The following is a 25,447-nucleotide window of genomic DNA, read 5'->3' as shown; positions in this document are numbered from 1 at the left end:
CGATGAAATCACCGAAATTGCTTGTTAAACTTGCCCTCGGCATTCCTGCAATTTGGCTGAGCTTAATACTAAATTCTGTTGAAGCAAAAGCTCAAACCTCTGACAGCAATCCGACTGCCACACAGCTTCCAAGCTTAAACAATCCTAACAGCAGCACTTTCAACCGCTCCAGCTTCACAGTTCCCAATCAACAAATAGACACGCAAATTCAACAATCAGCTAATAACTTATTGAACAACCAAAAAGAAATAGGAGGTATAGAAAACACAATTAGCGGCATAACAGGCGAAATTTCAGATACCATCTCCACCATCTCCGACAGCATCTCAGGCATCTGGGACAATTTGTTAAACAAAGTCGAAAAATTTAGCAGTGAAATAGAATCAACCCTCTCTTCATTCCTGGGAGAACTGAAAGTTCCCGACCTAAAAGAAGCAGTTAAAAGAATAATGGACGGCAACACCTCCGAAAGCGAAGGGACAAAACTATCCGCTGTTTTAGAGAAGAGACCGCAAGATTCTTACAGCCTCAAAGAGAACACCGCAGAACTCGCAGAAAGAGAAAGTGCTGTCAGTGAAGCCAATAAAGCCACTCTCAGTAAAGAAGCTCAACAAAAGCAAGCTCAGATGAAAGAAATTGTCCAGCAAAACGTAGAGCAAACTAATCGCGAGAGCCAAAATTCAATGGAATTGGGTGCTGATTCAGAAGGTCAAGATGTCACACAGAACATTATGAGAAACATATCTCAACAAAGTGCGATCGCAGCTAAGCAAGCAGCCTTATCAGCAGAAAATCAAAGTGCCTTAGTCATGCAGGGCCAGCAAGCTCAAATCGATCGCAGTTTTGCCAACATTCTCAATGCTCAACAAGCTGAAGAACTCAACGAAATTAACACAGCCCAGAGACGGCAGGATGCTGCGGCTGCTACAGCTTCTTCTACTCAAGCCGGACTGTTTCAAATGCCGGGAGGCATAACTTTGGGTGAATAAGGGGAGTGGGGAGTGGGAGAGGGGGGGAGGGGGGGAATGGGGTGAGAGGGTGAGGGGATAAGGGTTTCCTGTTTCCGCTTGTCCCGCTTGTTCTCTCCCACTCTCCCACTCTCCCACTCTCCCTCTTTCTCCCCCTCTCCCACTCTCCCCCTCTCCCTCTTTCTCCCCCTCTCCCACTCTCCCCCTCCCCCTCTCCCACTCTCCCCCTCTCCCCCTCTCCTTCCCCTTCCCCTTCCCCCTCCCCTTCCAAAGATGCTGACACAACTAATCGGCCAAACTAGCACAGCAGGACAAGCCCTGGACACTCTATCTGACGCCATAGAAGTCTCTCAAAAAACCGTCGAATCGTGGAATTTAGTTTGGTCTAACACCTTCAACACTCAAGAATCCTCTCTCTGGATTGCCTTAGTCAAACTCGGACTAATTCTGGCGGGAATATCTGTTACTTACCTCGCTGTCACCAGTGGCAAAGAAATCATCGAAAAACAGTCTTGGTCAGAGCTAGTAGCCATGTTTATCTGGCCACTCGTAATTGTAGTATTTCTCAGCAACAACGGTAAAGTCTTAGCTGAAAGCGTCAAATTCATCAAAGCTGTAGGCAGCACTCAAGTTCAAGAAATTATGAAAATTCAAGTCGGAGAAATGACCTTCAGAACGGCCCTGAGCGACGTTAACCTTACCAGTGCTGGAAAAGAAGAGATTGAGAAACTCTACAGCGAATGTCAGGGCAAAGTTGGCTCAGCTTTAGTGGAATGTTGGAACAGCAAAAAACAGCCAGCTCAACAAATCCTTCAGGCAGCCGAACAGCAAAATGGAGGACCTCTCAAAAGCTTGCAGCGATTTGTCGAAAACTTAGGCAATGTTGCCAATCTTCAGGATATAGGAAATGGCGATTTTGCAGGACAAGTTTTTAGGTCTACTGTCTTGCCCATCATTCGCTTAATTCTTAGATCAGTACAGTGGGCATTTGTCAATATTTTAGAAGCAGCATTGTTGCTAACAGCTCTATTCGGACCTCTGGCAATGGGCTTGTCGCTGCTGCCGCTGCAAGGAAAACCAATCTGGGCTTGGTTAATAGGATTTATGTCGTTATTTGGAGTGCAATTGGGCTACAACATCGTCGTTGGATTAGTCGCTGTAGTGATTGTCAAGTCCGATGCAGAGTTAGTTACAGATATCGCCTTTTTATTCTTTTTAGCTGTGTTTTCTCCCGTTCTAGCCGTGTTAATAGCCAAGGGTGGTGGAACTGCTTTGTACAGTGCGATCGCCAATAGCACCAAACAGCTTACAGATATTGCCAGTAACGCGATCGGCGTTATTGCCGGAAAACTGATCTAGGGGAAGGGGAAGGGGAAGGGAAAGGAAATTGTGATAGATTTTTCTGGGCTTAGATTATCATAAAATTTGTAAAAACTTCTAGCCTTTGATTCCTCAACTCTCTACCCTTTAATTTTTTGTAAAAACTTCTAGCCTTTGATTCCTCAACTCTCTACCCTTTAATTTAAGGAGATTAATTATGTCATCCCATCGCGAACAATTTATTTGGCAAAGAACAGCAAAGTTAGCTGTGAAGTGTTACGAGATTACCAAAAAATTTCCCAAGGAGGAACTGTATGGTCTTACTAATCAGCTTCGTCGAGCTGCGGTTTCTGTACCTGCCAACATTGCTGAAGGCTATGGACGCAATACAACAACTGATTATGTCCGATTTTTACACATAGCTGAAGGCTCATTGCGAGAAGTTGATACCCATGTATGGATAGCCACTGAGCTTGGCTATATCAATCAACAAGATAGTGATGTCCTCTGCCAAGAAATTGACCAGTGCCTTCGCCTTCTTTTGTCTGCTGCTAGAAAATTAGCATCTCGTACTTAAGAAGGGGAAGGGGAAGGGGAAGGGGAAGGAAGGATAAATTTTCTACTTTTGAGTTGAACCTTCTTCTGTCACTTATCAAATTGTAAATAATCAGCTCCCCAATGTAGAAAATGACAGGATTTTCCCCAAGTTTTTCAACCCTTCCCCTTCCCCTTCCCCCTTCCCCTCTCCTCCCCCTTCCTCAACTCCGAAACTAGCACTAATTAGTAGCAAGTAAAGCTAATAATAACCTGGTTTTTCCTTTCCCCTCCCTTGTTTTCCTTCCCCTTCCCCTTCCCCCTCCCCTTCTCTTAACCTTCCCCTTCCCCTTCCCCTTCCCCTTCCAAGAAAACTATGAAATTCCCACAATCACAACCCTTACTCCCTGAATCTAAAAACACCTTAGCCTTGTGCTTTGTTCTACTAACAAGCTTTGTTTTCCTCCTGACAATTACTGTTTTAGTGAATACAGTCAGTTTGAGAGCCTTATCTCAAAGAAAAGTTACCTTTGTCCAGTTAAAAGACGGAACCGCAGCACGAATTGCAGAACAAGATGAACTGTACAGAGAGCCGAAAATCATCCAAAATTTTGTATCCAGTTGGGTAAATTTAACCTGGGCTTGGTCAGGCAAAATTCCCGGCACAAATGACCCAGACCCCGGCATTAAAGTTAAAGGTTCCCAAGTTCCTACAACTGCTTGGATGGGCTCCTTGATGATGGAATCAGAGTTTGGTAAAGCTTCCCTGGTCGAACTTGCCAAACTCGTTCCCAACACCATCTATTCAGGAAAAACCCGCTCTGGAGTCTATATCTCTCACATCTCAGAACCGAGAGAAATAAAAAGAGGAGTTTGGGAAATAGATGTAATTGCTACTCGCGTAGTGCTAGAGCAAGGCATTGGAGAAAGCCGAGAACAGTTTAATCGAACCTTCACCGTCAAAGCCGTAGAAATTCCCAAATCCCCTCTCAAAGAAAACGCTAATGAATTAGAGAAGACTATTCACTCTTTGAGAGCAGCCGGATTAGAAATTTCCCGAATTGTCGAATTCAAACCATAGAGGGGGAGGGGGAGGGGGAAGGGGAAGGGGAAGGAAAAACAGGGAAGGGGAAAGGAGTACCGCCCCTACAGAAACCGATTTGTTTGTACTTCACTTACCTGAAAAGTGCTGTATATGAACTTCAAGCGGTTGTATTTTAACAACAAAGAGGTCCTAATTTTATGCTCTGTCCCACTCACATACAAGCCAATCATTTGTTAATTAACCATCGTAATCAGCAACAACAGAGGTAGCCATGAGTAATAGACAAGACTCTTCAAACAATTCTCATCAAACAAAGTTGACAACCGCAGAAATTGAGCCAAATAATTCACTCCCTCTTGATAGCGAAAGTATCCTTAATAACGATAGTAGCAAGATGTCAGAAGACAACTTTTCCCCTTCCCCTTCCCCTTCCCCTTCCCCCTCGAAAGATGATGATATTGATGAAAACTTCATTGCTAATTTCGACCCCAATGCACCCCTAACACTTGAAACTCAATATCAACTCGCTCAAGATGAGGAAAGACCACTGCCCCCGCCTGTTTCCGAAAGAGGCGTTCCTAGAGCAGTGACAATGCTGCTGTTGACTGGTGGAATACTATTGCTAGGACTGCTGATTTGGCAATTTATCAAGCCTAAATCACCTCGCCAACCTATCGCACAATCAACACCAAAAGAAAGCTCTTCTGGCACCATTAAAGATGAAAAACCGGAGTTGCTGGCTAAATTAGCTTACCAAGACCAACAAAAACTGTTAGCCGAAAAACCGCAAAAAACCGCAAAACCCAAAACAGAACCGTCGCCCAAACCGTCAAGAACCCCACGAAATCCGCGAACTCCGCGTCTAGTCGCTACCCGGAGCGCTGCACCCCCACCTACTCCTCTACGCGAACCCTTACCCGCACCCCGAACAGTAGTGCGGACGGTAACAGTACCCGCACCCATACCTCAAAGAGTACCCTCAAGAACACCCGCACCAGCCCCCATACCCAAACCGTTAATACCCCCACCTTTAATTCCAACTCCAACAGAAGAAAAAATCGACCCGTTTGAGCGGTGGAACCAACTCGCCCAACTCGGACAAATTAGGGGAAATTTTGACCCTAACCGAATAGCGAATGCCGTGAGTGCAACACCAAGCACTCCAGCGACAACAAGTGCTACCGCCGCCGCTCTGACAAAGCCAGCTCCAACAACTGAATTCCTAACAGTCAATATCGGCAACCAAAAGTCGCAACCCTCATACGTTTCTTTCGAGCAAATCCCAGAAAAACTATATAGCCACCCAAATAACGTCACCGGGGAAAGGCTACACCCGGAGTTTCCTTATGGAGGGGACAGCCTCGAAACCACCGACAACTCCCAAAACTCGACTAACCAATTAACTCCGGCTGCCCTTTCTCCCCAAACAAGTTCCGATTTTACCGATAACCCAATCGAGACGGAGGCTCGACTGAGCGCTCGTCCAACGTCCTTGCCCGCCGATACAGAATTTCAAACCCTTTCCCCAGAAACTGCTCCAGAGGCTTCTGCCTTAACAAACTCCCCAACCCTAGAACAAGTAAATTCCCCAGGGGCAAAAGGCATTCTCAACCGCACGCCCCAAACAGCTCAGGTTCCCCTTGGAACCACAGTCAACGGCGTAGTTTCGGTTCCCCTGTTGTGGGATGAAGGCTCTGGCAAACAGCTTTACGACAAATTTGCTGTCACCCTCACAGCCGACTTCACGGCAACTGACGGCTCTATTGCTTTTCGGAAGGGCACGGTTGTCATTGCCAAAGCCAGCACCGTCAGCAAGACCAATCGCATGGTACAAGCTACTGCTGTGGCGCTCGTCTACTCTGATAGAAACGGTCAGATTAAACAGCAGCCCATTCCAGAAGGCGCAATTTTGATTGCAGGAGAGGGCGGAGGGCCGCTGATTGCTTCAGGCTACTTCGACCCTGGTTCCGATATTGCCGGACAGGATATCCTCACCGCAGTGCTGTCGGGAGTTGGACGAGTCGGTCAAGTGTTCGCAGAGCCTAAAGTCAGGAGTTCTAGCAGTATGAGCGGTAGGTTTGGCAGCAGTATAACCACCGTTGAAAGTCGAGACCCGCAAATTTGGTCAGCCGTCCTCGACGGCTTCTTCAGCCCCCTAGCAAAACGGATGGAAAGCCGCTCAAATAGAGCAACTGAAGAACTTTTAAACCGCCCTAATGTAGCTGTGGTTAATAAAGGAACCCCGGTTTCTATTACTGTTAACAGCTTTCTCAACATTTACCGATAACCAAACCGTCGGTAAACGGTTAAGTCGCCCCAACGCGACTGCGGCGATTAGTAAAGGAAATCCCCGTTTCTACTGTCAACAATTTTCTCAACATCAACGAATAACTGCCATGACGAATCGCATCCAATCCCCAAGAATGCTTTCCCTCGGAGGGCTTTTGTTCACAGCAGTGTTCGCTACTGCAAGCTACCCCGACTGTGCTTTTGCTCAATCAAGAGTAACAGGCTATCAAACTGTGGGTCGAGACATTGCTGTCAATAGTGCGATCAATATTTTAGTCTATCCCGGTCGCGCAAGTACGATCGACTTCAGCTCAACCGATGAAGCTGTCGCCTACGTTTTAATTGCCGACCCCTCAAAAATAGTTTTCAGCACCGACGCACAGTTGGCAAGCGGCCAAGCCAAAACTGTTTTCTTGCGTCCCATTCAAGCGCTCAATTTTCCGGGAGCTACCACAGCTACCATCACTAACCTTTCAATCAAAACTGTAGATTCAAAAGGGAAACAGCGACTTTACAACTTCAACATCGTTCCTACCAACAAAGAACCAGAACACTTAGGAATTCGCATCGCTCCCGTCACCCCAAGAATGTCACCGACTGTGAACGTTGATAGAGGTCGCGCACCCTCTGCATCAGATGTTGAAAAAGGATTGCTGATTGCCATTCAAAAAGGCTACACAGCAGCCAACGACCCAGTAGTCTACAGCGTGCGACAATTTTTAGCTCTAGTAAGAAACCACAATCTATCGGCGGCCGATGCTGCTGCACGAGCCGGAGTAGACTTGTCTGTGATTATCGAACTAGCCAAAATAGTTTTTGAAGAATCAAACTAGCGCTCACACAAACCTACTCATATCTAACTCATGTTAGGCAGAGTTAGGCAAGTGCATTCGTTCCGGGGTCAAGCACAGAGCGGGATAAACGGCGAGCCATCAATTTAAAATCTCAAATCTCAAATTGTTCCAATTACCCATTACCCATTACCAGTCAAGAGCGGTTTTAAGCACGCAACTTGGGTTAGTTGAGATGCCAATCATCTCCTTAATACTGCCCGCGCTGAGTCAGGTGGGAACCAGTTGTTTTCCTAACCGCTCGCTCTGAGAATTTATGGCTTTTGACTGATTCAGATTCGTTTGAGGCTGCGCTACTAATAGGGATTAGTCAAGGAGCATAACGAGAGTGAGAGGGGATGGTAACCCAGAAGAGGAGAACTCTTCTACGGATGGTGTTGCTCCCCTCTGAAGAAGAACGTTTTTTTCCTCATTCCCACTCCCTTTTTTTAATCAATGTTCCGCCCAAAAAGCTCAGTTCAAAAAAAGTCTGCCCTCCCGCTGCGCGTTGTGCTTACAGTCCCCAACGCTCTTCTAATTTCAACCTTACTATGTCTGACGGGATGGCTTTCTTTTCAAACAGGGCGACAGACAATGAATGACGTAGTTGCACACCTATTGGGAGAAGCAACGAGTCGCATCTGGGACCGCCTTGACAACTACTTAACAGAAGGGGTTGGGAAAGGAGAAGGGACTTACAATCAAATTCCAACTGGTTCAGTAAACCAACTTTCCCCAAGTCAAACAGCCGGAGTCACAATCAAACCAAATGGCAAAAGAAATGGGTCAGACTCTCCAAAGACAATATTCCGTCAACAAAAAACAAATTCTGCTTTTCCCACCCCAACCTCAGCATTCAACTTGTACGATTTCCTCATTAGCCCTAACTGTCAAGCCTTTATCTTAGACCGTTCGGGACGTTTAGTGGCTCGGAACGAGGTACCTGAACCAAAACCGTCTATTTCTGTTGACGGACAGCAGCGAGAAAGCACCCAAGCTCTGCAACAAAAAGTAATCCAGCTTTCAACAGAGTATTTGCTTAAACATTATGGCAGCCTCGCTGCTATTAACAGCAGCCAAAATCTTAACTTTACTGCCAACAACTCACTATACTTGCTACAAGTCAGACCTTTTAAAAACCCGAAAGGCTTAAATTGGCTGATTGTGGCAGTTGTACCCGAAACCGACTTCACCCAAAAAGTTCAGGCCAACACCCGCAACACTATTTTGCTCGTCCTAGTGGCTTTGGTTCTTTCTATCTGCCTTTTGCTGTCCATTTCCCTAAGAATAGAACAGCGGCTGCTGCGGTTAATTTCGGCAACAGAGGCGATAGCTGGTGGCGACTTCGACTCAACAGTTTTAGGTAGCGGTATTGCCGAACTCGAAGCCCTAGCCTGTGCTTTCGAGCGCATGAATTGCCAGTTAAAAGCATCTCGCCAGCGGTTAGAAGAATATTCTGGCGATTTAAAGCGGCAAGTTGCACAGAAAACAAAGGAACTAAAACAAGCTAAAATTGCCGCCGAAAGTGCCAATCGCGCTAAAAGTACCTTTCTGGCGAATATGAGCCACGAATTGAGAACGCCTCTGAATGCGATTATCGGCTTTGCCCATCTCCTTGTGAACTCTAAAAAAACTGCACCGGAACAGCAGTCGAGTTTAGATATTATCAATCGCAGCGGCGAGCATTTGTTGAAACTAATCAACGATATTTTGTCGCTGTCTAAGATTGAAGCCGGTCAAATTACCCTCGAATCAAATGCTTTTGACCTGTACAGTTTGCTCGATGACATCGAAGGGATGTTCCAACTCAAAGCTCAATCTAAAGGATTGCAGCTTGTTTTTGAACTCCGGAAAGATGTACCGCAATACGTCCGAACTGATGAAAGCAAGCTGCGCCAAGTTTTGATTAATCTGTTGGGCAATGCTGTTAAATTTACTGAGGCGGGTAGGGTGAAGCTGACTGTAAAATGCCTTCAGTCTATGACTAAAAAACCGTTACCCAAATTCTTTCTCCAGTTCTCAGTGAAGGATACAGGCCCTGGTATTGCCCCTGATGAGGTTAGCCGTTTGTTCAAGCCGTTCGTGCAAACTGAAACTGGTAGGAAATCGCAAACGGGAACGGGCTTGGGATTGCCAATCAGTAGCTCTTTCGTCAAGCTGATGGGTGGCGAGATTAAGGTCAAAAGCTCTGTGGGAAAAGGAACGGTTTTTAGTTTTTACATTAAAGTCAGTCATGCAACTGAGAGCGAAATTTATGACAGACAGCCGCAAAAACGTGTGAAGGGGTTGGCATCGAACCAACAAATATATCGCATTTTGGTAGCGGATGATGAGTCGGCAAATCGGTTGCTGCTAACTCAGATATTGAAGGCGGCTGGCTTTCTTGTGTGGTTCGCGGATAACGGAACCCTGGCTGTTAAATTGTGGCGAAAGTACAAGCCGCATTTAATTTGGATGGATTTGAGGATGCCTGTTCTAGACGGCTTTCAAGCTGCTCAAAAAATTAGAGCTTTGCCTAACGGTTCTAACACTAAAATTATTGCTTTGAGCGCTAATGCTTTTGTTAAAACCCAGGAACTGGCCATGTCGAACGGCTTCGATGACTTTGTTGCCAAACCGTTCCGAGAAACAGTAATTTTTGAGAAGATGGCGCTTCATTTGGGTGTTCGCTATATCTATGAAGAGGAGTCGCCGAGGAAGTCCGAACAGGATGAGCCTGTTATGCAACTAACTCGTGAGTCGCTGTCTGTGTTGCCGAGGGAGTCGATTGAGAAGCTTTATAAAGCAGCCGCTTGTGGAGACGAGCAAGCGGTAAGGCTGTTGATTGAGCGAATTTCCCTGTCGCAGAAGCCTCTTGCTGTGGCTCTGACTAAATTAGTTGATAATATGAGCTTAGATATTATCAGCGATTTGAGTCAGAAGTGCATTTCGACGGATTGTACGATCCCCAAATCACAAGACTGTTCTCAAAGTTAACTCCCTGTTGAGAACCCGTGCCTCAGATATCGATATATGAAGTTCGTTAGTCCACGATCGCGCGTATTATCAGAGTAGCGCGCCACCCAGTCTTTTCGTTCGAGTCCATTCAAAAGCCCGGTGATAGTTGTACAGATGACGACAGCTCGAACGTTTGAATAGCGATCCACTGACCAGCACGTTAGAGTCAATAACAAATCCGATCTTACTCATTGAGAATAGACTGTAAAATTTCAGGAGTTCATAGACACGGAAGGGTTGGGCGAGTCAACTGAACAATCTGCATTAAAATACCTAGAATGAGTTGAATATTTTCAATAAAATGCTCTGTTGTTTCAATATAAACCGTACTTTTTTCGAGTTTCATAAACTTCCAAATACTGCCGGTTGTAACGGCACCATAAACACAAGAAATACTGTTGTTTTTTTGAAGATTAAACATCTGGGCTGCCAACATTTCAGCAATGCACTGGGCAATTCCAGATTTGATATTGTCATTCTTGGCTTCGACAAGTGTAAACACAGGGGCGTTTAAAGATAATTGTTCTGGTGAATGGCTAATCATAAAGTCACAGACACCGTTGAGTCCTTTGACTCGATCGATATTGAATTCCGTACCGGAAAAGAGGCTGATTTGACGATCGCAGCGCCTGCGGAGTTCAATCAATACCGGAGCGACAATCATCTCTGAGCGCGCTTTTTCCGTGTCGATTCCCAAGGCTAAGGGAATATTTTCTGCTAAGGTTTCCTTTAAAAGCTGACTGGGTTCTATCGGTTCTACAGCCGTAATAACTTCAGAGACTTCTCGAATTGTCAACCCGAGTTTATTTTTAATATCATCTAGGGAAAATTCGCTATAAGACATAGTTCCACCTTTCACTCCGCCGTTCTAACTTTGGCAAATTTATCTCTAACGTCTTGAATCTGTTTACCGTCCCATTTATCCCCGATGCTAGTTACTGCAATATCCCGTCGCCCAAAATCCACTCCGATGACTCGCTCTGAAGGGATAGGATCTGGCCCTTCATTTTTGAGTTGAATGTGGATGTAGTATTGCCCGTCACGGTGTTGGCACAGTTGAGCGCTATTCGGTACTCTGCTCTTGAGCTTGCCTCTATGGTAGTTACCTGGCTTCAACTGAATATATTCGCGTCCATCCAGTAATGTCAGGCTGACTTTCCAATCCTTCTCTCTGGAAGCAAAGATTCGAGCATCGTAGTCGGCGCTGGTAGCAGCAAACGCCTTGACAGACTTGCCCTTGAGTTTTGCGGTTAGCACCAACACGAACACAAACTCTAACTGCTTGATTGGCGCCGGGTCCAAACTGTTTTCGTAACTGTTGATAAACCAAGTTCTGAATCGTGGTTTTGCTGGTTATTCCAGATTTTACCGTTTGATTTGCCGGCGTTACAAGCATCCGCAAACGCCTTCAGTAGAGCATCTATTTTAGAAGCTTGCTCAGGTGTCGGTTGGAGCTTGCAAACTCTCGTCAGAACTTGTTCCATGATAAGCGAAAATATCACAAGGTGATCTGTTTGATTTTAAAACACAAAGGACTCAAATTCCGGGAAATTCAAGGCGACGGTCGTCGCAGCCGCGTTCCTCCCGATGTCTGAAGCCATTGGCTTCCCGCTCGTTTTTTGGTGAGAACGTTTTTTAGGAGTGCAAGCATCCTGCTCGCTTGCATTTCTATCTGGCAACGTAGCTCAAATATTGATATATAAAGTTCGGTTTCAATCGAGCGATCGAACGAACATCCTTTTAAACTGTCTTGTCTGGTACTAAACTTGACGAGATTCTGCTCGACCGACTAAATATTAACTTGCGGCTTCAACGGGGGGCCCAACGGTGGTTTACCGCGATGCTCTCATATATCGATATCTGATGCCGACTCTCGATATATGATACTTAAATCATCTACTTAATTCAAAACCATGCAAATTCGACTAGCAGTCATCAGCAATGCTGGCGGCACTGGCAAAACCACACTTTCAGTTCACCTCGCCTACGAACTGGGGTTAAGGGGTTTGAAAGTAGCCATTATGGATCTCGACCCCCAAGGCTCCCTGACCCTTTTTTGCGGTCTAAATCCGCCAGAGCCAGAACACACACTATCCGCCATAATGCGAGAAAGCTTCAATGGCTCTTGGCCTCTTACTCCTAGCTGGAGTCCCCACACCAATAATGTAACCGTTTGTCAAGGCGGAATGACGCTGACACAAACAGCAGACGAGTTAGTTCTGCACAAGCGTGGCGCTTATCTTCTAGGCGATTGCCTGAGCGACTATCCAATGGATCACGACCTAATTATCTTCGACTGCCCCGCTACCCTCGGCCCCTTGCCCTTGATGGCACTAACTGCTTGCACTCATATAATAGTGCCCGTACAGCTCGAACCAAAATCAATTCAAGGAGCAGCTCACCTGCTGGAGTGGTACTACCACCATTGCAAACAATTACGCCTCAAGCCGCAACCCGAAATCTTAGGGTTTGTACCCAACCAATACGATACGAAACGAGCCGTCCACCGACAACTTTTAGAGTCCTTGCCAGCCCAGCTAGAGCAGATGAATATCCGCGTTTTTCCACCAATTCGGGACAGTGCAGAATTTGTCAATGCCAGCGGTCAAGGGTTGCCCTTACACATTTACCGCCCCCTTCACCCAGCTTTAGGCGACTTCAAAGAAATTGTTAAGCACCTGGCTACCTTAATGGGAAATGAAGTTGCTCCGGCTGTTGCCAAAAAAGGCAAAAAAAAGAAATAGTATTTGATTCATACTCACAACTTGCTTGCTTAGCGAAAACAAGTCCTTCGTTTCTGACTAAGAGCCATGAACTCACTTTCTCCAATCCCCAATCAAAAATCAAAAATCGCTATGGCCGCCCGTAAAGCTCCAGACCTGGGAAATTATTTTTCATCCGCCAAGCAGTCAATGCACCTCTCTGAAGCTGAAACCGAGATTCAGGAACTCAAAGCAGAAATTGAAGAACTGCGAAAATCTGGTTCAACGGAATTGGAATCTCAACTGACTGCACTGCGAGAACAACTAGAATCCGCCAGCGGTATCCTCTCCATTTCACTAGACCAAATTCAGCCTAATCCTGAACAACCCAGACAGACATTTTTGCCGGAAAGTATCGAGTCCATGTCCCGCTCCCTCGCTAGTGACGGACAACTGCAACCCATTATCTTGATTCAACGGGGAGAACTCGTGATATTCGACGGAGAGCGACGCTGGCGCAGCGCTAAAACTATGGGCTGGCAAACTTTGCAAGCTGTCATCATTCCAGAGCCTGCATCTTTGCACCGCAAAGCGCTGTTGACCTCCCTGCACCGTGAAGACCTCAATCCTCTCGACAAAGCGGAGGCTATTGTGCGGGAGTTGTCCAGCAATACGGGTTTGGAAGCTGTAACTATCCCTCGCACTCTCTCTACAGCTGTGCGGCGGTTGAACGCGCAAAAGCGCATGAACTCAGTTTCCGAGTTGGTGACGGCGATGCCTGACAAGCAGCAGCAGGGTTTAACAGCTTTAGGTTTAGATGAAAAAGAGCTGGCGGTATTGGGGAGATTGTTGGATTTGCAGCTCAATCCGGCTTCCATCGATGCCAACATTTTCCCGATGCTGTCTTTAGCTGCTGACCTTAAGACTGCTATTAGGAAATTAGGACTTAAAGGGGTTCATGCAACGGCTCTTTCTAAACTCTCTGCTAAAAATTTGGGATTGTCTGAGGAAGAGGCGCAGTCCATTAGAGTTAACGCGACTACCCAAGTTATCGCCGAGAAATTGTCGGCAGTTCAAACTCGTAGATTGGTACAGTCCATTATCAGTTCTACTATCGCTAATTCCCCAGGGGCAGTCCGCCAATTCAAGCAGGTCAAGCTAGCAACTGGGAACTTGAAAAAGCTGTCGCCAGAAATGTTGGAGCAAGCTGAAGTTGACCAACTGGTGGAATTGCAGGACGTTTTGCGCCAAAAGCTAGCGTTCATTGAGGCGGTATTGAAACAAAATGCTCACGGATGATCGGAAACTATCACGTTCGGTTCAGAAGCGTAGTCGGGTGGGCGACCACCCGGCTTAGGTTAACGGAGTATCAAAGAGAAAGTGTAGCGCTGCTTGTAAAAATCTACGCAGATAAGGGCAATAGTCAGTAAATAGGGGTAGATGAAACGATTCGGTTTATGTTTTGCTTAGAGAATCCATTTGATATATTTTAGCGATCGACTGCTAAGAGATATCAACTGCTAAGAGATATCAAAGCGGTTCTATACTGAGCTTTTTTCTTGTTGGTGCAAAGATTCGGCTTCTTCACGAAGTTGAGCAAGCGCTTCTTCGGATAAGTTTTCAAGCATTGAATTTAGCTGCTTTTTATTACCATTTTCGGGGCGGCTGGTGGCGAGAGATTGTGTCGGCATCAAGCGAGGATTCGCGCTGTAAACGGAACTTCCCCGCTTTGGGGGCGTTCGGGAGGCTGTATTTCTTTTGGGATATAGGTTTGGGCGATTTGAGCGTTAGACGCCTGCTGTCATGTATTTAAGATTTTCTTAATCTTTGCCTACTACCTCTTGTGAGATAGTGGAATGGAGAAAAAACCCCGCTACATAAGGGTTTCCAAAACTTGTAGTCATGTAAAAGATTTTCCCAAACCGGGAAAGTCTGACCTCGTATTAGTTTGAACCGGAACGATAGCGATCGGGCGGGGGAAGTTCCGTGTAAAAAATCTTCAAATGGCTCAAAAAATGTATCAAGCGCTTGGGATTCATCTTCTGAATAAAAAAGGATAATTCGCGCCCAAGACTGGGTAGATGGCTGGTTAAATTGTTTTTCAATCCAGTCTTGAAATTCTGCAAATTCTTGTTCCTGTTCAGTAACAGGAATTCCGAGTTGGCGACAGGCTAAAGTGTAACCATTTAAAAAAGCTTGCAAACTAAAGATAGAACGCTTGCCGAGATAAAGGGCGGTTCTAGTTTTGATTTTATCTAAAAGCCGATCAAAATTGTTGCCTGCTGTAATTGGGGGTGTAGCTTGAGGATTTTTCCAGGCATATTCTTTGAGGGATGGCAGGGTGGATTAATTGTCGAAAAAATAAACTAAGCTGATTGGGCTATTTGTTGATGCTACGTGAAGGATTTAACTGGTTGATCTCGGTTAGAAAAACCGAAAAGCAACTCAATGATATTTTCAAGTTGGTTAGCCATCAATCTTAAAGCTTGACGAAGAGTATTCGTACCACTCATCCGAGCTCTCTTATACTAAAAGTGGAATAATAGTGAGGAAGGCGTTAAGAGATATGGAATATTGAGCGAATCGCAATCCGCCTCCATTAGTTTGACAAGCTCGAAGGCCGTCATGCAATCGAACGAGTATAATAAACTTAACAGATCGCTACTCCCTACCCCACAAAACTTCTAATTAAGCTACCTCCCATTAAAAAATAACCTATGACATACACCCCATCCAAACTACTTAGCTTTGAGGAGTTTATCGCCCAATATGGAGATAATACACGATATGAACTCATTGATGGAGAACTCAGAGACATGGAACCTACTGGTCCTCACGAAGCGGTTGCAGGTAGTATTGCTGGTAGAATTTACGTAGAAATTTTTCGTGGTAATTTCAATTGGTTGGTTCCAAAAACTTGTTTAATAAAACCCCTATACGCTGAGGCCACAGCGCTGCGTCCTGATGTAGTTGTTTTAGATAAAGCAGAACTTAGTAGTGAACCCCTTTGGCAAAAAGAACCAGTGATTTGTAAAGATAGTACAATTAAGCTTGTTGCCGAAGTGGTCAGCACTAATTGGCAAGATGATTATGCAAGAAAAGTGGAAGAATACGCTTTTTTGAAGATTGCAGAATATTGGATTGTGGACTTTCGAGGCTTGGGGGGTTTGCAATTTATCGGCAATCCCAAGCAACCTACTTTCACCGTCTGCCAGTTGGTTGATGGAGTTTACCAGCAGCAACAATATCGCTTGGGAGAGCCGATTTTTTCTTACCTATTCCCCAATTTACAATTGCAACTTGACGATCTTATGCCAACTTAAAATTCTCGAATTTATTAAAAATTCAGTGAGTAAAATACTAGGTTCTAACTATTGACTAAAACTATGAGTGACAGGACCAGCTCAGAAAGTCTGGCTGAAGTTAGAGATACCCCAGACAAACCCATTACAGAACCTCGTCTGTACCAGAGTAGACCGATCGCCCCTGTTGCGACACCCCCTCCTATGGTATCCAGCCTCCACGCACAACTGAGAACAGACTTGTGGCAGCAATACCCTTCAGGTGTCGGCTACTACCAACACCGAGCAAAGGGCAACCCCAACAACATCATCGAGCACTACATCGCCAACCCCGGCGACATCACGCTGCTGCCCTTAGACGAGGCCATGCAAATTATTGACAAGTTTGGGCTGACCGCTGCCAAGTTGCACCTGATTTTTGCCGCTCACATTATGAGACAAGAAGAGCCGTGGAAAAGCTTATTCACTCTCGAAGGCAGTGACTTAATCAAGGAGATGGGCTGGGACAAACGCACAGACTTGCCCGCGTCTCAAAAACTGAATGAACTAGCTAAAACAGCGTATGCTCTAGGTTGCCTAGCAATCAAAGCCACATGGGTTGAAGGCAAACACAAAAAAGGTGGAATTAGAGCCAGCGTTGACACCTCGCGAATGTGGAATATTCAAATTCAGTTAACAGGTCAGCAGAATCTGGAGGGCAAAATAGAGCAGCCTGATGAAGTCTACATCACAGTCCAACCGGGGCTCTGGACTCATGCCTTCTTGAACAAAGCAGGTTACTTCGCCAAAGAAGCCTTGTATCAGTTTGGCTATTTAGCTCAGGAGATTCTCAAAATCGATGCCTACCATGATGAACTGGCTTTGCGCTTAGCACTTCATCTGACGATGGAAAGCCGATTTCACACCAGTGGCACTTACAAAGTGGAGACCCTTCTAAAAGCGCTCCTATCCCAAACGGTAATCGATATAGCCCGGTCTAACCGTAAAAAAACTTACACGCTGATGAATAGCTGGAATCACACCCTGGAAGTGCTGTTGAAACTCCAGCGAGCGTTTCAAATCGAGTTTGACCAAGAGACCTACCCAGAATGGCTGAGACCCGGTAGCAAGTATCGAAAAAAACGAGGATACTTTGACACGCTATTGGCAGCCAAAATTACCATCCATCCGCCAGCACCTATCCCCCAACTCCTGGCAAGCAAAGCTGAACTCAAACAGGTTCAACCCCGCCTGAAAGAAGCTCCCAAACCTAAACTGACAAGCAATGAGATAAAAGAAGCAAGAACAGCCCAAGGTTGGAGTCAAGCACAATTGGCTGGCTGGCTAGGGGTGTCGCAGCGTTATGTATCCATGTTGGAACGTGGGGAGCGAATCCCAGCACCAGAACTGGAATCCCAAATCTGGCATCTGTTAAGCATTCCAGATTGACAGGACTTACGCACAGCCTCAATATACGGTGTGAAAGTAGAGGCAACCCACCCCGTGGTTGCCCCTATCTGTAGCCGAGTTAGGGAGGCCACTCTCTAACTTAGGCATCCACCTATCCATAGGATGCTTGGCCTTAGTCCTAATACTGTAACCTTCGTCCTATTGCGACCTTTAAGATAGTTCTGGACGCATCAAAACCTTTCGCCTTAGTTTTTTGCCCGGTTCAAGGGCTGTAACGAAGTATTCTCGTCCATCAAACTAAGGTGATGACCACCCGTGTGTCCAGGACATAACTCTCACCAAAGCGACGCTACAAACCAACCTTTCCCGGCTGGTTTTTTTTTCGGCAAAAGATGCTCCGACTGTTCTGAAACTTGTTCTAAAAAAAATAGGTATTTAAAATAGCTCTCAAATCCTTACCCCATATAAGTTTGACCGTTAGAACAAAACCTCTAGAATGCCGCGACAAAACCTCTAGAATGCCGCGACAAAACCTCTAGAATGCCGCGACAAGTCATTTTTGAAACTCTTACCACGTAAAGTTTTCAGCCTTTAGAACAACTCTGATCAGTCTTATTAGACTGATTCGCCACCAAATCCCGTGTCGGCTGGTCTGGCAGGATTGAAAAAATAGTCGCGCACCCTTTCTCATCTTTTAGCGGGGCGGTCAGTCTCAACACTGCTGGATTTAGGACAACTGCATCGCTACAAAAAAGCGATCGCAAAAGTACAAGACCTTAAAACCGCTTCGCTAAAGTTTGCCGATAGTTCAAGCGACGGCACTATGAATCGGGTTCCGGCGCAACTACCACACCTGGTTGTTGAAGCAAACCCGAAATCCTGTTGAGTGCAGCGAGCGCTGCATTCGCGCTCAATAGCCCGCGGTCAAATTCACAACAACCGCTCTGGCAAACCTTGCGGCTGTCACAGTCGCCTGAAGGGACATTTACGCTCATTTTTACCCCGGAACAAAAAATGGTTGCAGATACAACTACCTGGCACAAACCGCCATTCGCCCGACACGCCGCAGTTTACGAAGCCCTAGCCGACATACTAGAAGGCGCTACCCCCAGCGCCCTCAAACTCGCCCTTTACCTGTACAGAACCTGCATCGGTGGCAAACCAGAGGAAATCGACATCAATTGCATCCCCTTGGGCGAAAAACGAGCCACAAGAGTCCGAAACGGCAAGCCCTACAGCCCCAACACCAGGCGGGCAGCCCTCAGACAGCTCGAAAAACTCGGCTTGGTCAAAATCCTTAAAAACTACGGGCGTGGCATTTTCCGCATAGCAGTGCAGCACCTGGGCGACGTTCGTCCCTTCACTCATACCCACTCAAAATTCCAAAAACTGAGCAACTCATCAAAAAATCAACGTCAACAGTCAAAAATTGAGCAAATAGAGGGTTCAAACCCTGATGGCGCCGTACTCTTTACAGAGGATAAAAAAGGACAGCAAAGCACTGAAAATGTTGCTGCTGTTTTTTTAAGTTTTTTTGAAGAAAGAGAAAATTTAGCCAAGACAAATGTAAAACCAAAAAATGTAGAACCAAAACCTGCTACTCAAATCCAGACCAAAGACAGTCAGTCAAATAAAAATTCACAACAAAGACTAAAAATTCTAACTGAGGATAAATATTCCGCCCCAACCGCTGAATATCTGAATACTAATTCAGATAAAATTCAAGTGATCGATGATGCGACAATACCTTGCAGTTCAGAACAAACAGGTTTAACCTCTGAACCCCCGCAAAAACTACCCACAAAACTCGACAGCCTCGACCATCAAAGAATCTCTGGCGCCGAACCAACAATAACCAACAAAGCTGTCCGGTTAAATCTCGAAACATCTTCGTTCGTTAATCCTCAAGTCGCTAAAATTGTCGAAACAGTTGTAATTGCCAATTCCAAAGCAACTGAAATTGCCGAAGTGGTTGCAATTGCCAATTATGAAGCGATTGCAATTGCCAACCCTGATGTAACTGAAATTGCCGAAGCGGTTGCGATTGCTAACTCCGAAGCAACTGAAATTGTCAAAGTGGTTGCAATTGCCAATTCCGAAGCGGTTGCAATTTCCAATCCTGATGTAACTGAAATTATCGAAGCGGTTGCAATTGTCAATTCCGAAACGACTAAAATTGCCGAAGTAGTTGCGATTGCTAACTCTGAAGCGATTGCAATTACAAACCCCGATGCGACTCAGATTGTCGAGATAGTTATGCAAGCCACAGGAGGGATGAATCCCGAATTGAGAGTTTGCGTCCTCCAGTACAACTTAAACGAAATCCAAGCCGCCATAAACTTGCTGCAAGTCCGAAGCCAAACAAAGCAAATATCCAACCCTTCAGGGTGGGTCGTTGATTGTTTGCGCGGTCGCTGGTGGGAAAAAACTAACGGTTTTCAAAACTCGAACCCAACAAATGTTGTTTCGTCTCCAGCTTCAACAGGCTCTTCTCCAACTCCAAAAAATTCTCCTTCTGCACAGACAACAAGAATAAATGAGGATTATATTGACCCTCAGTATATGCCATTAAAAACTCACCGAAAGTTATGCGAACAGTTCCAGCAACTAGGCGAAGAAGCTTTTGCAGCGCTAGGTATTCAGCAGCAAATTTACTTGCAGTGGATGCAGCGATTTCCTCAGCACGTAAAACAAATTTTCAACAAATTATCTACTACTTAGCTATTTAGCTTAGCTATGAAAACAGTGATTATTCAATTCCTGTAGACAGCTTCCCATCCTGTAGGCAACTAACAACACAGTTCAATTAACAACCAGATTAAAGGAGAATACCCGACATGGCAGTCAGTTTAGTTGACAAAATTATGCCGAGCAACATTGATGCAGAGGAAGCAGTTTTAGGCGGAATTCTGATCGACCCAATCGCGATTAACCGAGTCGCAAATATTCTGCGTCCCGAAGCGTTAGCAATTACAGTCCACCAACACATTTATCGGGCCGCTTTAGCGCTGCACTCTAAGGAGCAGCCCACAGATTTGATGAACGTCACCACCTTCCTCGACGACCACAACCTGCTGGAAGTAGTAGGGGGTCAAACCAAACTGGTAATGCTGGTAGACCGAACTGTTTCAGCCGTCAACATCGACCAATATGCCTTGCTAGTCGTAGACAAGTTTGTCCGGCGCGAACTCATCAAAGTTGGTAATGACCTCGTGCAGCTTGGCTACGAGACTTCCACCGAATTGGATGCGATACTAAATAAAGCCGAGGAAAAGATTTTTGCCCTCAATAAGTACAAAGAAGAGCGGCAAAAAGCTATTCGGCCTCTCTCGGAATACTGCGGGGAGCTTTGGCGATATCTAGATGAAATTGAGGAAGAGCGCTTGGAGACTGCTAACTACTTTCCTGGAATCAGCACAGGGTTTTACGACCTCGACGACCTATTGGGAGGCGGATTTTACCGAGGTGAATTGATTGTTATAGGAGGTCGTCCCGGCAGCGGCAAAACAGCTTTGGCTTGTGCCCTTGGCTACAACATTGCTTCCCTTCCCACGAACGGTCGAGTTTTGATGTTTTCGATGGAAATGCCAGGTCGGGACTTGGCAGCGCGACTAATGGCACTTGAGAGTGGGGTGTCGGTGAAAGATATCAGGAAAGTTAACCTAGCTGGTAAGTACGAAGTGCTAGCTTCGGCTTTGGGGAAAGTTAGCGATGCTGATTTTTGGATAGACGAAAGTTTGGAACCGTCTCCCTTGGAGATTCGTTCCAGAGTTAGGGAGTTTGTTTGTGAGCGCGGCCCATTGGGTTTGGTAATTGTTGATTACTTGCAATTGATGGTGAATTCGGCGGATGAAAATGTTGTCAATAAAATTAGCGAAATTACGCGGCAGATGAAGATTTTGGCTCGCGAGGTTGACGCGCCGGTTGTGCTGCTTTCTCAGCTCAATCGGGGGGTAGAGACTCGCACGAACAAGCGTCCAAGTTTATCGGATTTGCGTGGTTCTGGTGGAATTGAACAGGATGCGGATGTTGTCCTTGGAGTTTACAGGGACGATTATTACAATCGGGATTCTCCTGATGGGGGAACGGCTGAAATTATTGGATTGAAAGGACGGAATAGCGGAACGGGAACGGTTAAGTTGCTGTTTGATGCTGAATGCTGTCGGTTTCGGAATATCTATAAACTCCGGTAATATTAAAGGACAGACAGGAAAATATTGAACTTTGTCGCCTCACTTCAAAAGCCCAATTGCCTTTACAAGCTGTTCCGGCTGTACCTCTAAATAACGCTGGAGACTCGACAAATTTTTGTGTCCCGAAATCTCCATAATCACCCGCAGCGGCACCCCCGCATTGCTCAAATTAGTCAGCGCCGTCCGCCGCATCGAATGTGTTGAAGCCCCCTTAATTCTTACCCGCTTGCAAGCTTCTTTAAAAATCACATCCGATGCGGCGCGAGTCAAAGGCTTCGTATTGTCTCGCCCCGGAAACAAAAAACCCACATCTGGATTGTAAGCCTTTAAATACTTAGCCAGTATAGGATGGAGCGGCAGCGTTCGCGTTGCTGACGAACCCTTTGTCGTCGCTTTCCGCAACGTGACTGACCCCCCAACAATGTCGTGAGTTGTTAAAGCTAACGCCTCTGAAATGCGGCAGGCGCAGTAAAAAGTTACAGCAAACAAAAGCCTGTCCCTTGCTGTAATAAAACCCCGGTCAAACAGTCGGTCAATTTCTGCGGGCGTCAAAATCTTAGCGCGCCCATTCCCAAGAACCTTCACGGCGCCGCCTCCACGGGTAAATTCCTTCATTATTGGACGAAAGGGAGATTACGTCAAGTAGGCTAACTGGCTTCTATTCTTTGATGGCAAACCAAATCCGGCTCAATCGCTTTCGGGACAATCGGAGGCGCTTGTTGCAACTTACTTCCCGCTTATTGCTATTCAACTGACTCGAATTCTCGGGAAAGTTGATAATCGGCAAGGTAGCGATCGCGTCTATGAGGTCTCTGAAAGTAACAGGTTTTTGGGCGTTCATAACACCGCGCTACCAATAAAACTATTATTCACTAATCTAATTATACTATTGTTTGATTCTACCTGCAACCTTTTTTGCGGCCAGTTAGAGCATGAAGAACAAGTCATCAATATTCTCCAATAATCCTTCTACTTCCCGGTGTGGTTCGATTTGGAGACGTTTGTCCATCATCGCACCTCGCTGACGAAAGCAACTACACCTTTACTATACAAGTCGGCTGCAACGGGACTTGACATCAACGCGATTGGGCGGTATCTCAAAAAACTGATAGCCTAGCCAGAGTTGGGCTTTGAGAAGAGTTCGTCAAATATAGATTCCAATTGATTGATTTAAGGAAATATCGCGCTGCAATTTCTTTATCAAGAAATTGGCCTAAAAACCTATCAAAACAAATCTGTTGCAGTCGATGCACAGTTAAGAACTCATGTCAATCTCAAAAGGAAAGCGAGATTTGATTTCGACCCTGCCACTAAAACAGTTGAAGGATATGCCGCCTGCAATTGAATTTCCTGTAAACTTTGCCAAAATTCATCTCCCGCGCTTTAAGTGCGGCGAGATGGTGCGCTGGACGGGTGTTAGCGAAGAAGCTGACAGAGGAATGGTTATCGGCAAATTTTACAATTACGAACAGTGTCAATGCTGTTGGATGTGGTGCTACATAATTTGCCTTACTCCTGATTCCAAAAGTGCAACGTGGTGTCAGTTTGATACTGCCTGGGAGGAAGATTTGGAGAAGTTTGAGGATGATAAAAAAGCAGCCGACTTTGACAGATAGAGAACGCAATTTGATTGCAGTTTACAGTCAATGCCAATTCGGAATGACACCGAGGCAGTTTTATGCAAAGTGGGGAGTGAGTTATGAGGAAATTGCTTTTATTTGTTCTCGTTCTGATTCTACAGTGCGGGGTTGGTTTAGAAAGGGGAAAAATCGCAGATTTCCTACTGCTGTCGATTTGCGTCATTTGGCTTTAATGGATTTTCTGCTGGAACACTTTGAGGAAATCCCAGAGGCATTGGTGGCTTTCCTGTGTCCGCCTTGCGAATAGAATAGCCTGGATTAATAGTGGCGCGTATAACGGAAAGACTGTTTAGGGCAACGACTGTATACGTTGTCGCAATCATATACTGCTGACTTGGACGTTGCTGAATCAGGGTATGAAACAATAAGTTTAAAATCCAGAAACTGTGTCGAAAATGGTTTCTATGACTTGCATATTTTGCCTTGCATACCGTAAATCAGCAACGCCCTGACTTGTTCTAACAGTTTTGTTGGCTGCTATACATCAAGCTTTTTCAGCATCAAAAAATAATTTGAGCTTGTCTTAGCACAAACCTTGTCAAATATCAATGTCACCGTGACCTGTCTTTGACAAGATTATTCAATTACTGTCTTGGCAAGCAATGAAACAAGAGCACAATCTGTTACTTTTAATGCTGAGGTACTAAAATGACCTACTCTGAAAAATTGCACCCGTGGTGTATCATTAGCCTGCTTCCTAATTGTCAGCGTGTTATTGTGGCACGATTTCGTAAGAGAAACGATGCAGACGATCATCTACGGGTTTTGCAGCGGTTAGTGAAAACCCGCACATTTGTGATTATTTTTGACATCCAACCAAAGCCTACTGTGCCTAAAGAATAACGGCGAATGCAGCGAAGGTTTGAAATCGAATTAATCAAGATACCTGCGTTAGTTGAATAAACCGACTTTCCAGCGATTTCTCCCAGCGACAGAACCTACTGATAGCTGGGAGAATTTTTTATATATTTTACTGATTCTCTACTAACTACAACTTTTTATCATAGTATTGATTGACGCTCTAGAGCGATCGCATTTGTACGGATAATTACAATTGCATAAGTAAATATGCTCTGATTGATAGCTGTGCAATCGTAGATGTGGCTAATAGTAATATAGCTTGCGAGCGCAATAGATATTCCTTCTCTATCAATACTTCGGAATTTTGAAGAGTTTTTTTGGGAGATGGCTCTGGCGCAAGGTTCGTAGGTGGCTAATGTTGCGCTGAGTTTTGGGATTTCTTGCCATAGCTCTACTATCAAGGCTTCTTTTGCCTCGTTCAATAGTTGCTTGATTGTCGGGTAGTTTTTCCATTCCTTTATCTAATGTCTATCTCGTCTTCTTGTCAAGGGGGTTGAGCAATTACAATCAAAGAATCAATAGAGACAAGTGCGACCGCATCTTGTCGGACAGATAATTAATGGGAATTAATTAAGAAATTTCTTGGGAAACACGCTTACCGTTAAAACTTTACAAAAAATAGATCGTTAAAAGCAAGGCCGCGATCGCGGCAATTTTTGAGAATAAGCTGCACTTGCTTGTACTGCGAATCCAGCCATGACCCAAATAGAACCAAATTCCGAACCAACTGGAGAGGATATTCCACTTTCAGCTACTCAAAAAGTGGGTGAAACCATCAACAAAACTGAGAACACTTCACAGAGTCCTGACTTACTTGATGAAGGAGAATCAGAACCTTATGAATTCAATTTTTGTACAGTCAAAATCCACATTATTATGCGACCAGACGACGGGCATCCCGAAGGGCGAATCGTAGAAATTACAGCAACGAGCCACGACGACTTACCACTATTAACACAAGTTAGAGAGAACTCAATTGGAGCTTGGCCAAGTGCTTTACAAGAATTGCTCCAGCGGTTAGCCTCCAATTTACCTAACCGAAAAGTGAGTGCTCAAATTCGCTCTTCTTTACGTCCACCCCGCAAGAAAGCTAAACCAATCCCTCAACACCCTACTGATTCACCCGTCAATAAGGGTGAAATCGGAGTCCAAATTTCCTTGTTTTAAAGAGGTAAAAATGAGTCTAATAGAATACGAAGGCAGACAAATTGAACTGCCCAACGACATTACTTCAAATGATGAAAAGTTACTCGAAGTCCTGCTTCCTTACTTCCCGGAATTAAGCGAAGCTACGATTGAAAGAAAAGCAGGTCAACCCATTAAAATCATCAAACAAGCCAAGACAAAAGGTGTAGAATAGTCGCAAAAAAAACTATC

General features: G+C 45.3%; 23 protein-coding genes. 17 read left to right on the top strand and 6 right to left on the bottom strand.

Annotated elements, in window-relative coordinates; genetic code table 11:
- The first annotated feature begins 2 nt into the window (after window positions 1-2).
- The 7 genes from QUA20_RS01825 (at window position 3) to QUA20_RS01795 (ending at window position 9,962) form a co-directional block, all read left to right on the top strand.
- Window positions 3-989 (top strand): hypothetical protein, encoded by a 987-nt coding sequence (locus QUA20_RS01825; RefSeq protein WP_333184829.1) that lies wholly within the window; start codon window positions 3-5, stop codon window positions 987-989.
- 252 nt (window positions 990-1,241) lie between these two features.
- Window positions 1,242-2,327 carry a hypothetical protein gene (locus tag QUA20_RS01820; RefSeq protein ID WP_333184826.1) on the top strand — a complete coding sequence of 362 codons (1,086 nt, stop codon included), beginning with the start codon at window positions 1,242-1,244 and terminating at the stop codon, window positions 2,325-2,327.
- 178 nt (window positions 2,328-2,505) lie between these two features.
- A complete protein-coding gene (locus QUA20_RS01815; protein WP_333184823.1) occupies window positions 2,506-2,865 on the top strand; it encodes a four helix bundle protein in 360 nt (119 codons plus the stop codon).
- Window positions 2,866-3,198: 333 nt separating this feature from the next.
- Window positions 3,199-3,903, top strand: coding sequence for a hypothetical protein (locus tag QUA20_RS01810; RefSeq protein ID WP_015179635.1), 705 nt, complete (start codon window positions 3,199-3,201; stop codon window positions 3,901-3,903).
- A gap of 235 nt (window positions 3,904-4,138) precedes the next feature.
- On the top strand, window positions 4,139-6,154 hold the full coding sequence (locus tag QUA20_RS01805; protein WP_333184819.1) for a hypothetical protein: 2,016 nt from the start codon (window positions 4,139-4,141) through the stop codon (window positions 6,152-6,154).
- Between the two features lie 109 nt (window positions 6,155-6,263).
- Entirely contained in the window at window positions 6,264-6,989 is a 726-nt protein-coding gene (locus tag QUA20_RS01800; RefSeq protein WP_333184816.1) for a hypothetical protein, read from the top strand.
- A 591-nt stretch (window positions 6,990-7,580) separates the two neighbouring features.
- The gene (locus QUA20_RS01795) at window positions 7,581-9,962 is read left to right on the top strand and encodes an ATP-binding protein (RefSeq protein ID WP_246276691.1); all 2,382 of its coding nucleotides are present in this window, start codon (window positions 7,581-7,583) and stop codon (window positions 9,960-9,962) included.
- A gap of 241 nt (window positions 9,963-10,203) precedes the next feature.
- Here QUA20_RS01795 and QUA20_RS01790 read toward each other — a convergent pair whose 3' ends face one another.
- Window positions 10,204-10,827 (bottom strand): hypothetical protein, encoded by a 624-nt coding sequence (locus QUA20_RS01790; RefSeq protein WP_106331512.1) that lies wholly within the window; start codon window positions 10,825-10,827, stop codon window positions 10,204-10,206.
- Between the two features lie 11 nt (window positions 10,828-10,838).
- Window positions 10,839-11,285: a hypothetical protein gene (locus QUA20_RS01785; RefSeq protein WP_333184809.1), complete on the bottom strand. Its 447-nt coding sequence runs from the start codon at window positions 11,283-11,285 to the stop codon at window positions 10,839-10,841.
- A gap of 611 nt (window positions 11,286-11,896) precedes the next feature.
- Between QUA20_RS01785 and QUA20_RS01780 the strand changes: the two genes are divergently transcribed.
- Entirely contained in the window at window positions 11,897-12,727 is an 831-nt protein-coding gene (locus QUA20_RS01780) for a ParA family protein (RefSeq protein ID WP_172186670.1), read from the top strand.
- A 111-nt stretch (window positions 12,728-12,838) separates the two neighbouring features.
- Window positions 12,839-13,984 carry a ParB/RepB/Spo0J family partition protein gene (locus QUA20_RS01775; RefSeq protein WP_172186669.1) on the top strand — a complete coding sequence of 382 codons (1,146 nt, stop codon included), beginning with the start codon at window positions 12,839-12,841 and terminating at the stop codon, window positions 13,982-13,984.
- Window positions 13,985-14,226: 242 nt separating this feature from the next.
- Here QUA20_RS01775 and QUA20_RS01770 read toward each other — a convergent pair whose 3' ends face one another.
- Together QUA20_RS01770 and QUA20_RS01765 are read right to left on the bottom strand one after the other, a co-directional pair.
- Window positions 14,227-14,376 carry a hypothetical protein gene (locus QUA20_RS01770; protein WP_172186668.1) on the bottom strand — a complete coding sequence of 50 codons (150 nt, stop codon included), beginning with the start codon at window positions 14,374-14,376 and terminating at the stop codon, window positions 14,227-14,229.
- Between the two features lie 118 nt (window positions 14,377-14,494).
- A complete protein-coding gene (locus QUA20_RS01765; protein WP_333184803.1) occupies window positions 14,495-14,887 on the bottom strand; it encodes a hypothetical protein in 393 nt (130 codons plus the stop codon).
- Between the two features lie 515 nt (window positions 14,888-15,402).
- Here QUA20_RS01765 and QUA20_RS01760 point away from each other — a divergent pair.
- The 4 genes from QUA20_RS01760 to dnaB all read left to right on the top strand — a co-directional run bounded on the left by QUA20_RS01760 (window position 15,403) and on the right by dnaB (window position 21,569).
- On the top strand, window positions 15,403-16,008 hold the full coding sequence (locus QUA20_RS01760) for a Uma2 family endonuclease (RefSeq protein WP_172186667.1): 606 nt from the start codon (window positions 15,403-15,405) through the stop codon (window positions 16,006-16,008).
- 63 nt (window positions 16,009-16,071) lie between these two features.
- A complete protein-coding gene (locus tag QUA20_RS01755; protein ID WP_172186666.1) occupies window positions 16,072-17,415 on the top strand; it encodes a helix-turn-helix domain-containing protein in 1,344 nt (447 codons plus the stop codon).
- Window positions 17,416-18,390: 975 nt separating this feature from the next.
- Complete coding sequence (locus QUA20_RS01750) at window positions 18,391-20,097, top strand: hypothetical protein (protein WP_333184798.1); 1,707 nt, start codon at window positions 18,391-18,393, stop codon at window positions 20,095-20,097.
- A gap of 116 nt (window positions 20,098-20,213) precedes the next feature.
- Window positions 20,214-21,569: a replicative DNA helicase gene (gene dnaB / locus QUA20_RS01745; RefSeq protein ID WP_333184795.1), complete on the top strand. Its 1,356-nt coding sequence runs from the start codon at window positions 20,214-20,216 to the stop codon at window positions 21,567-21,569.
- Window positions 21,570-21,608: 39 nt separating this feature from the next.
- Here dnaB and QUA20_RS01740 read toward each other — a convergent pair whose 3' ends face one another.
- Together QUA20_RS01740 and QUA20_RS01735 are read right to left on the bottom strand one after the other, a co-directional pair.
- The gene (locus tag QUA20_RS01740) at window positions 21,609-22,184 is read right to left on the bottom strand and encodes a site-specific integrase (protein ID WP_333184792.1); all 576 of its coding nucleotides are present in this window, start codon (window positions 22,182-22,184) and stop codon (window positions 21,609-21,611) included.
- A gap of 43 nt (window positions 22,185-22,227) precedes the next feature.
- The gene (locus tag QUA20_RS01735; protein WP_333184788.1) at window positions 22,228-22,410 is read right to left on the bottom strand and encodes a hypothetical protein; all 183 of its coding nucleotides are present in this window, start codon (window positions 22,408-22,410) and stop codon (window positions 22,228-22,230) included.
- A 424-nt stretch (window positions 22,411-22,834) separates the two neighbouring features.
- Here QUA20_RS01735 and QUA20_RS01730 point away from each other — a divergent pair, with 424 nt between their 5' ends.
- The 4 genes from QUA20_RS01730 to QUA20_RS01715 all read left to right on the top strand — a co-directional run bounded on the left by QUA20_RS01730 (window position 22,835) and on the right by QUA20_RS01715 (window position 25,430).
- Window positions 22,835-23,185 carry a hypothetical protein gene (locus QUA20_RS01730; RefSeq protein ID WP_333184785.1) on the top strand — a complete coding sequence of 117 codons (351 nt, stop codon included), beginning with the start codon at window positions 22,835-22,837 and terminating at the stop codon, window positions 23,183-23,185.
- Window positions 23,154-23,456: a helix-turn-helix domain-containing protein gene (locus QUA20_RS01725; RefSeq protein ID WP_333184782.1), complete on the top strand. Its 303-nt coding sequence runs from the start codon at window positions 23,154-23,156 to the stop codon at window positions 23,454-23,456. The genes QUA20_RS01730 and QUA20_RS01725 overlap by 32 nt, the downstream gene beginning before the upstream one ends.
- A 1,310-nt stretch (window positions 23,457-24,766) precedes the next feature.
- Window positions 24,767-25,237, top strand: coding sequence for a hypothetical protein (locus tag QUA20_RS01720; RefSeq protein ID WP_333184778.1), 471 nt, complete (start codon window positions 24,767-24,769; stop codon window positions 25,235-25,237).
- Window positions 25,238-25,247: 10 nt separating this feature from the next.
- The gene (locus tag QUA20_RS01715) at window positions 25,248-25,430 is read left to right on the top strand and encodes a hypothetical protein (RefSeq protein WP_333184775.1); all 183 of its coding nucleotides are present in this window, start codon (window positions 25,248-25,250) and stop codon (window positions 25,428-25,430) included.
- The last annotated feature ends 17 nt before the right edge of the window (window positions 25,431-25,447 follow it).

It is taken from the genome of Microcoleus sp. Pol7_A1 (assembly GCF_036701085.1).
Taxonomy (GTDB): Bacteria; Cyanobacteriota; Cyanobacteriia; order Cyanobacteriales; family Microcoleaceae; genus Microcoleus; species Microcoleus asticus.
This window is presented reverse-complemented; position numbering and strand designations above follow the sequence as displayed.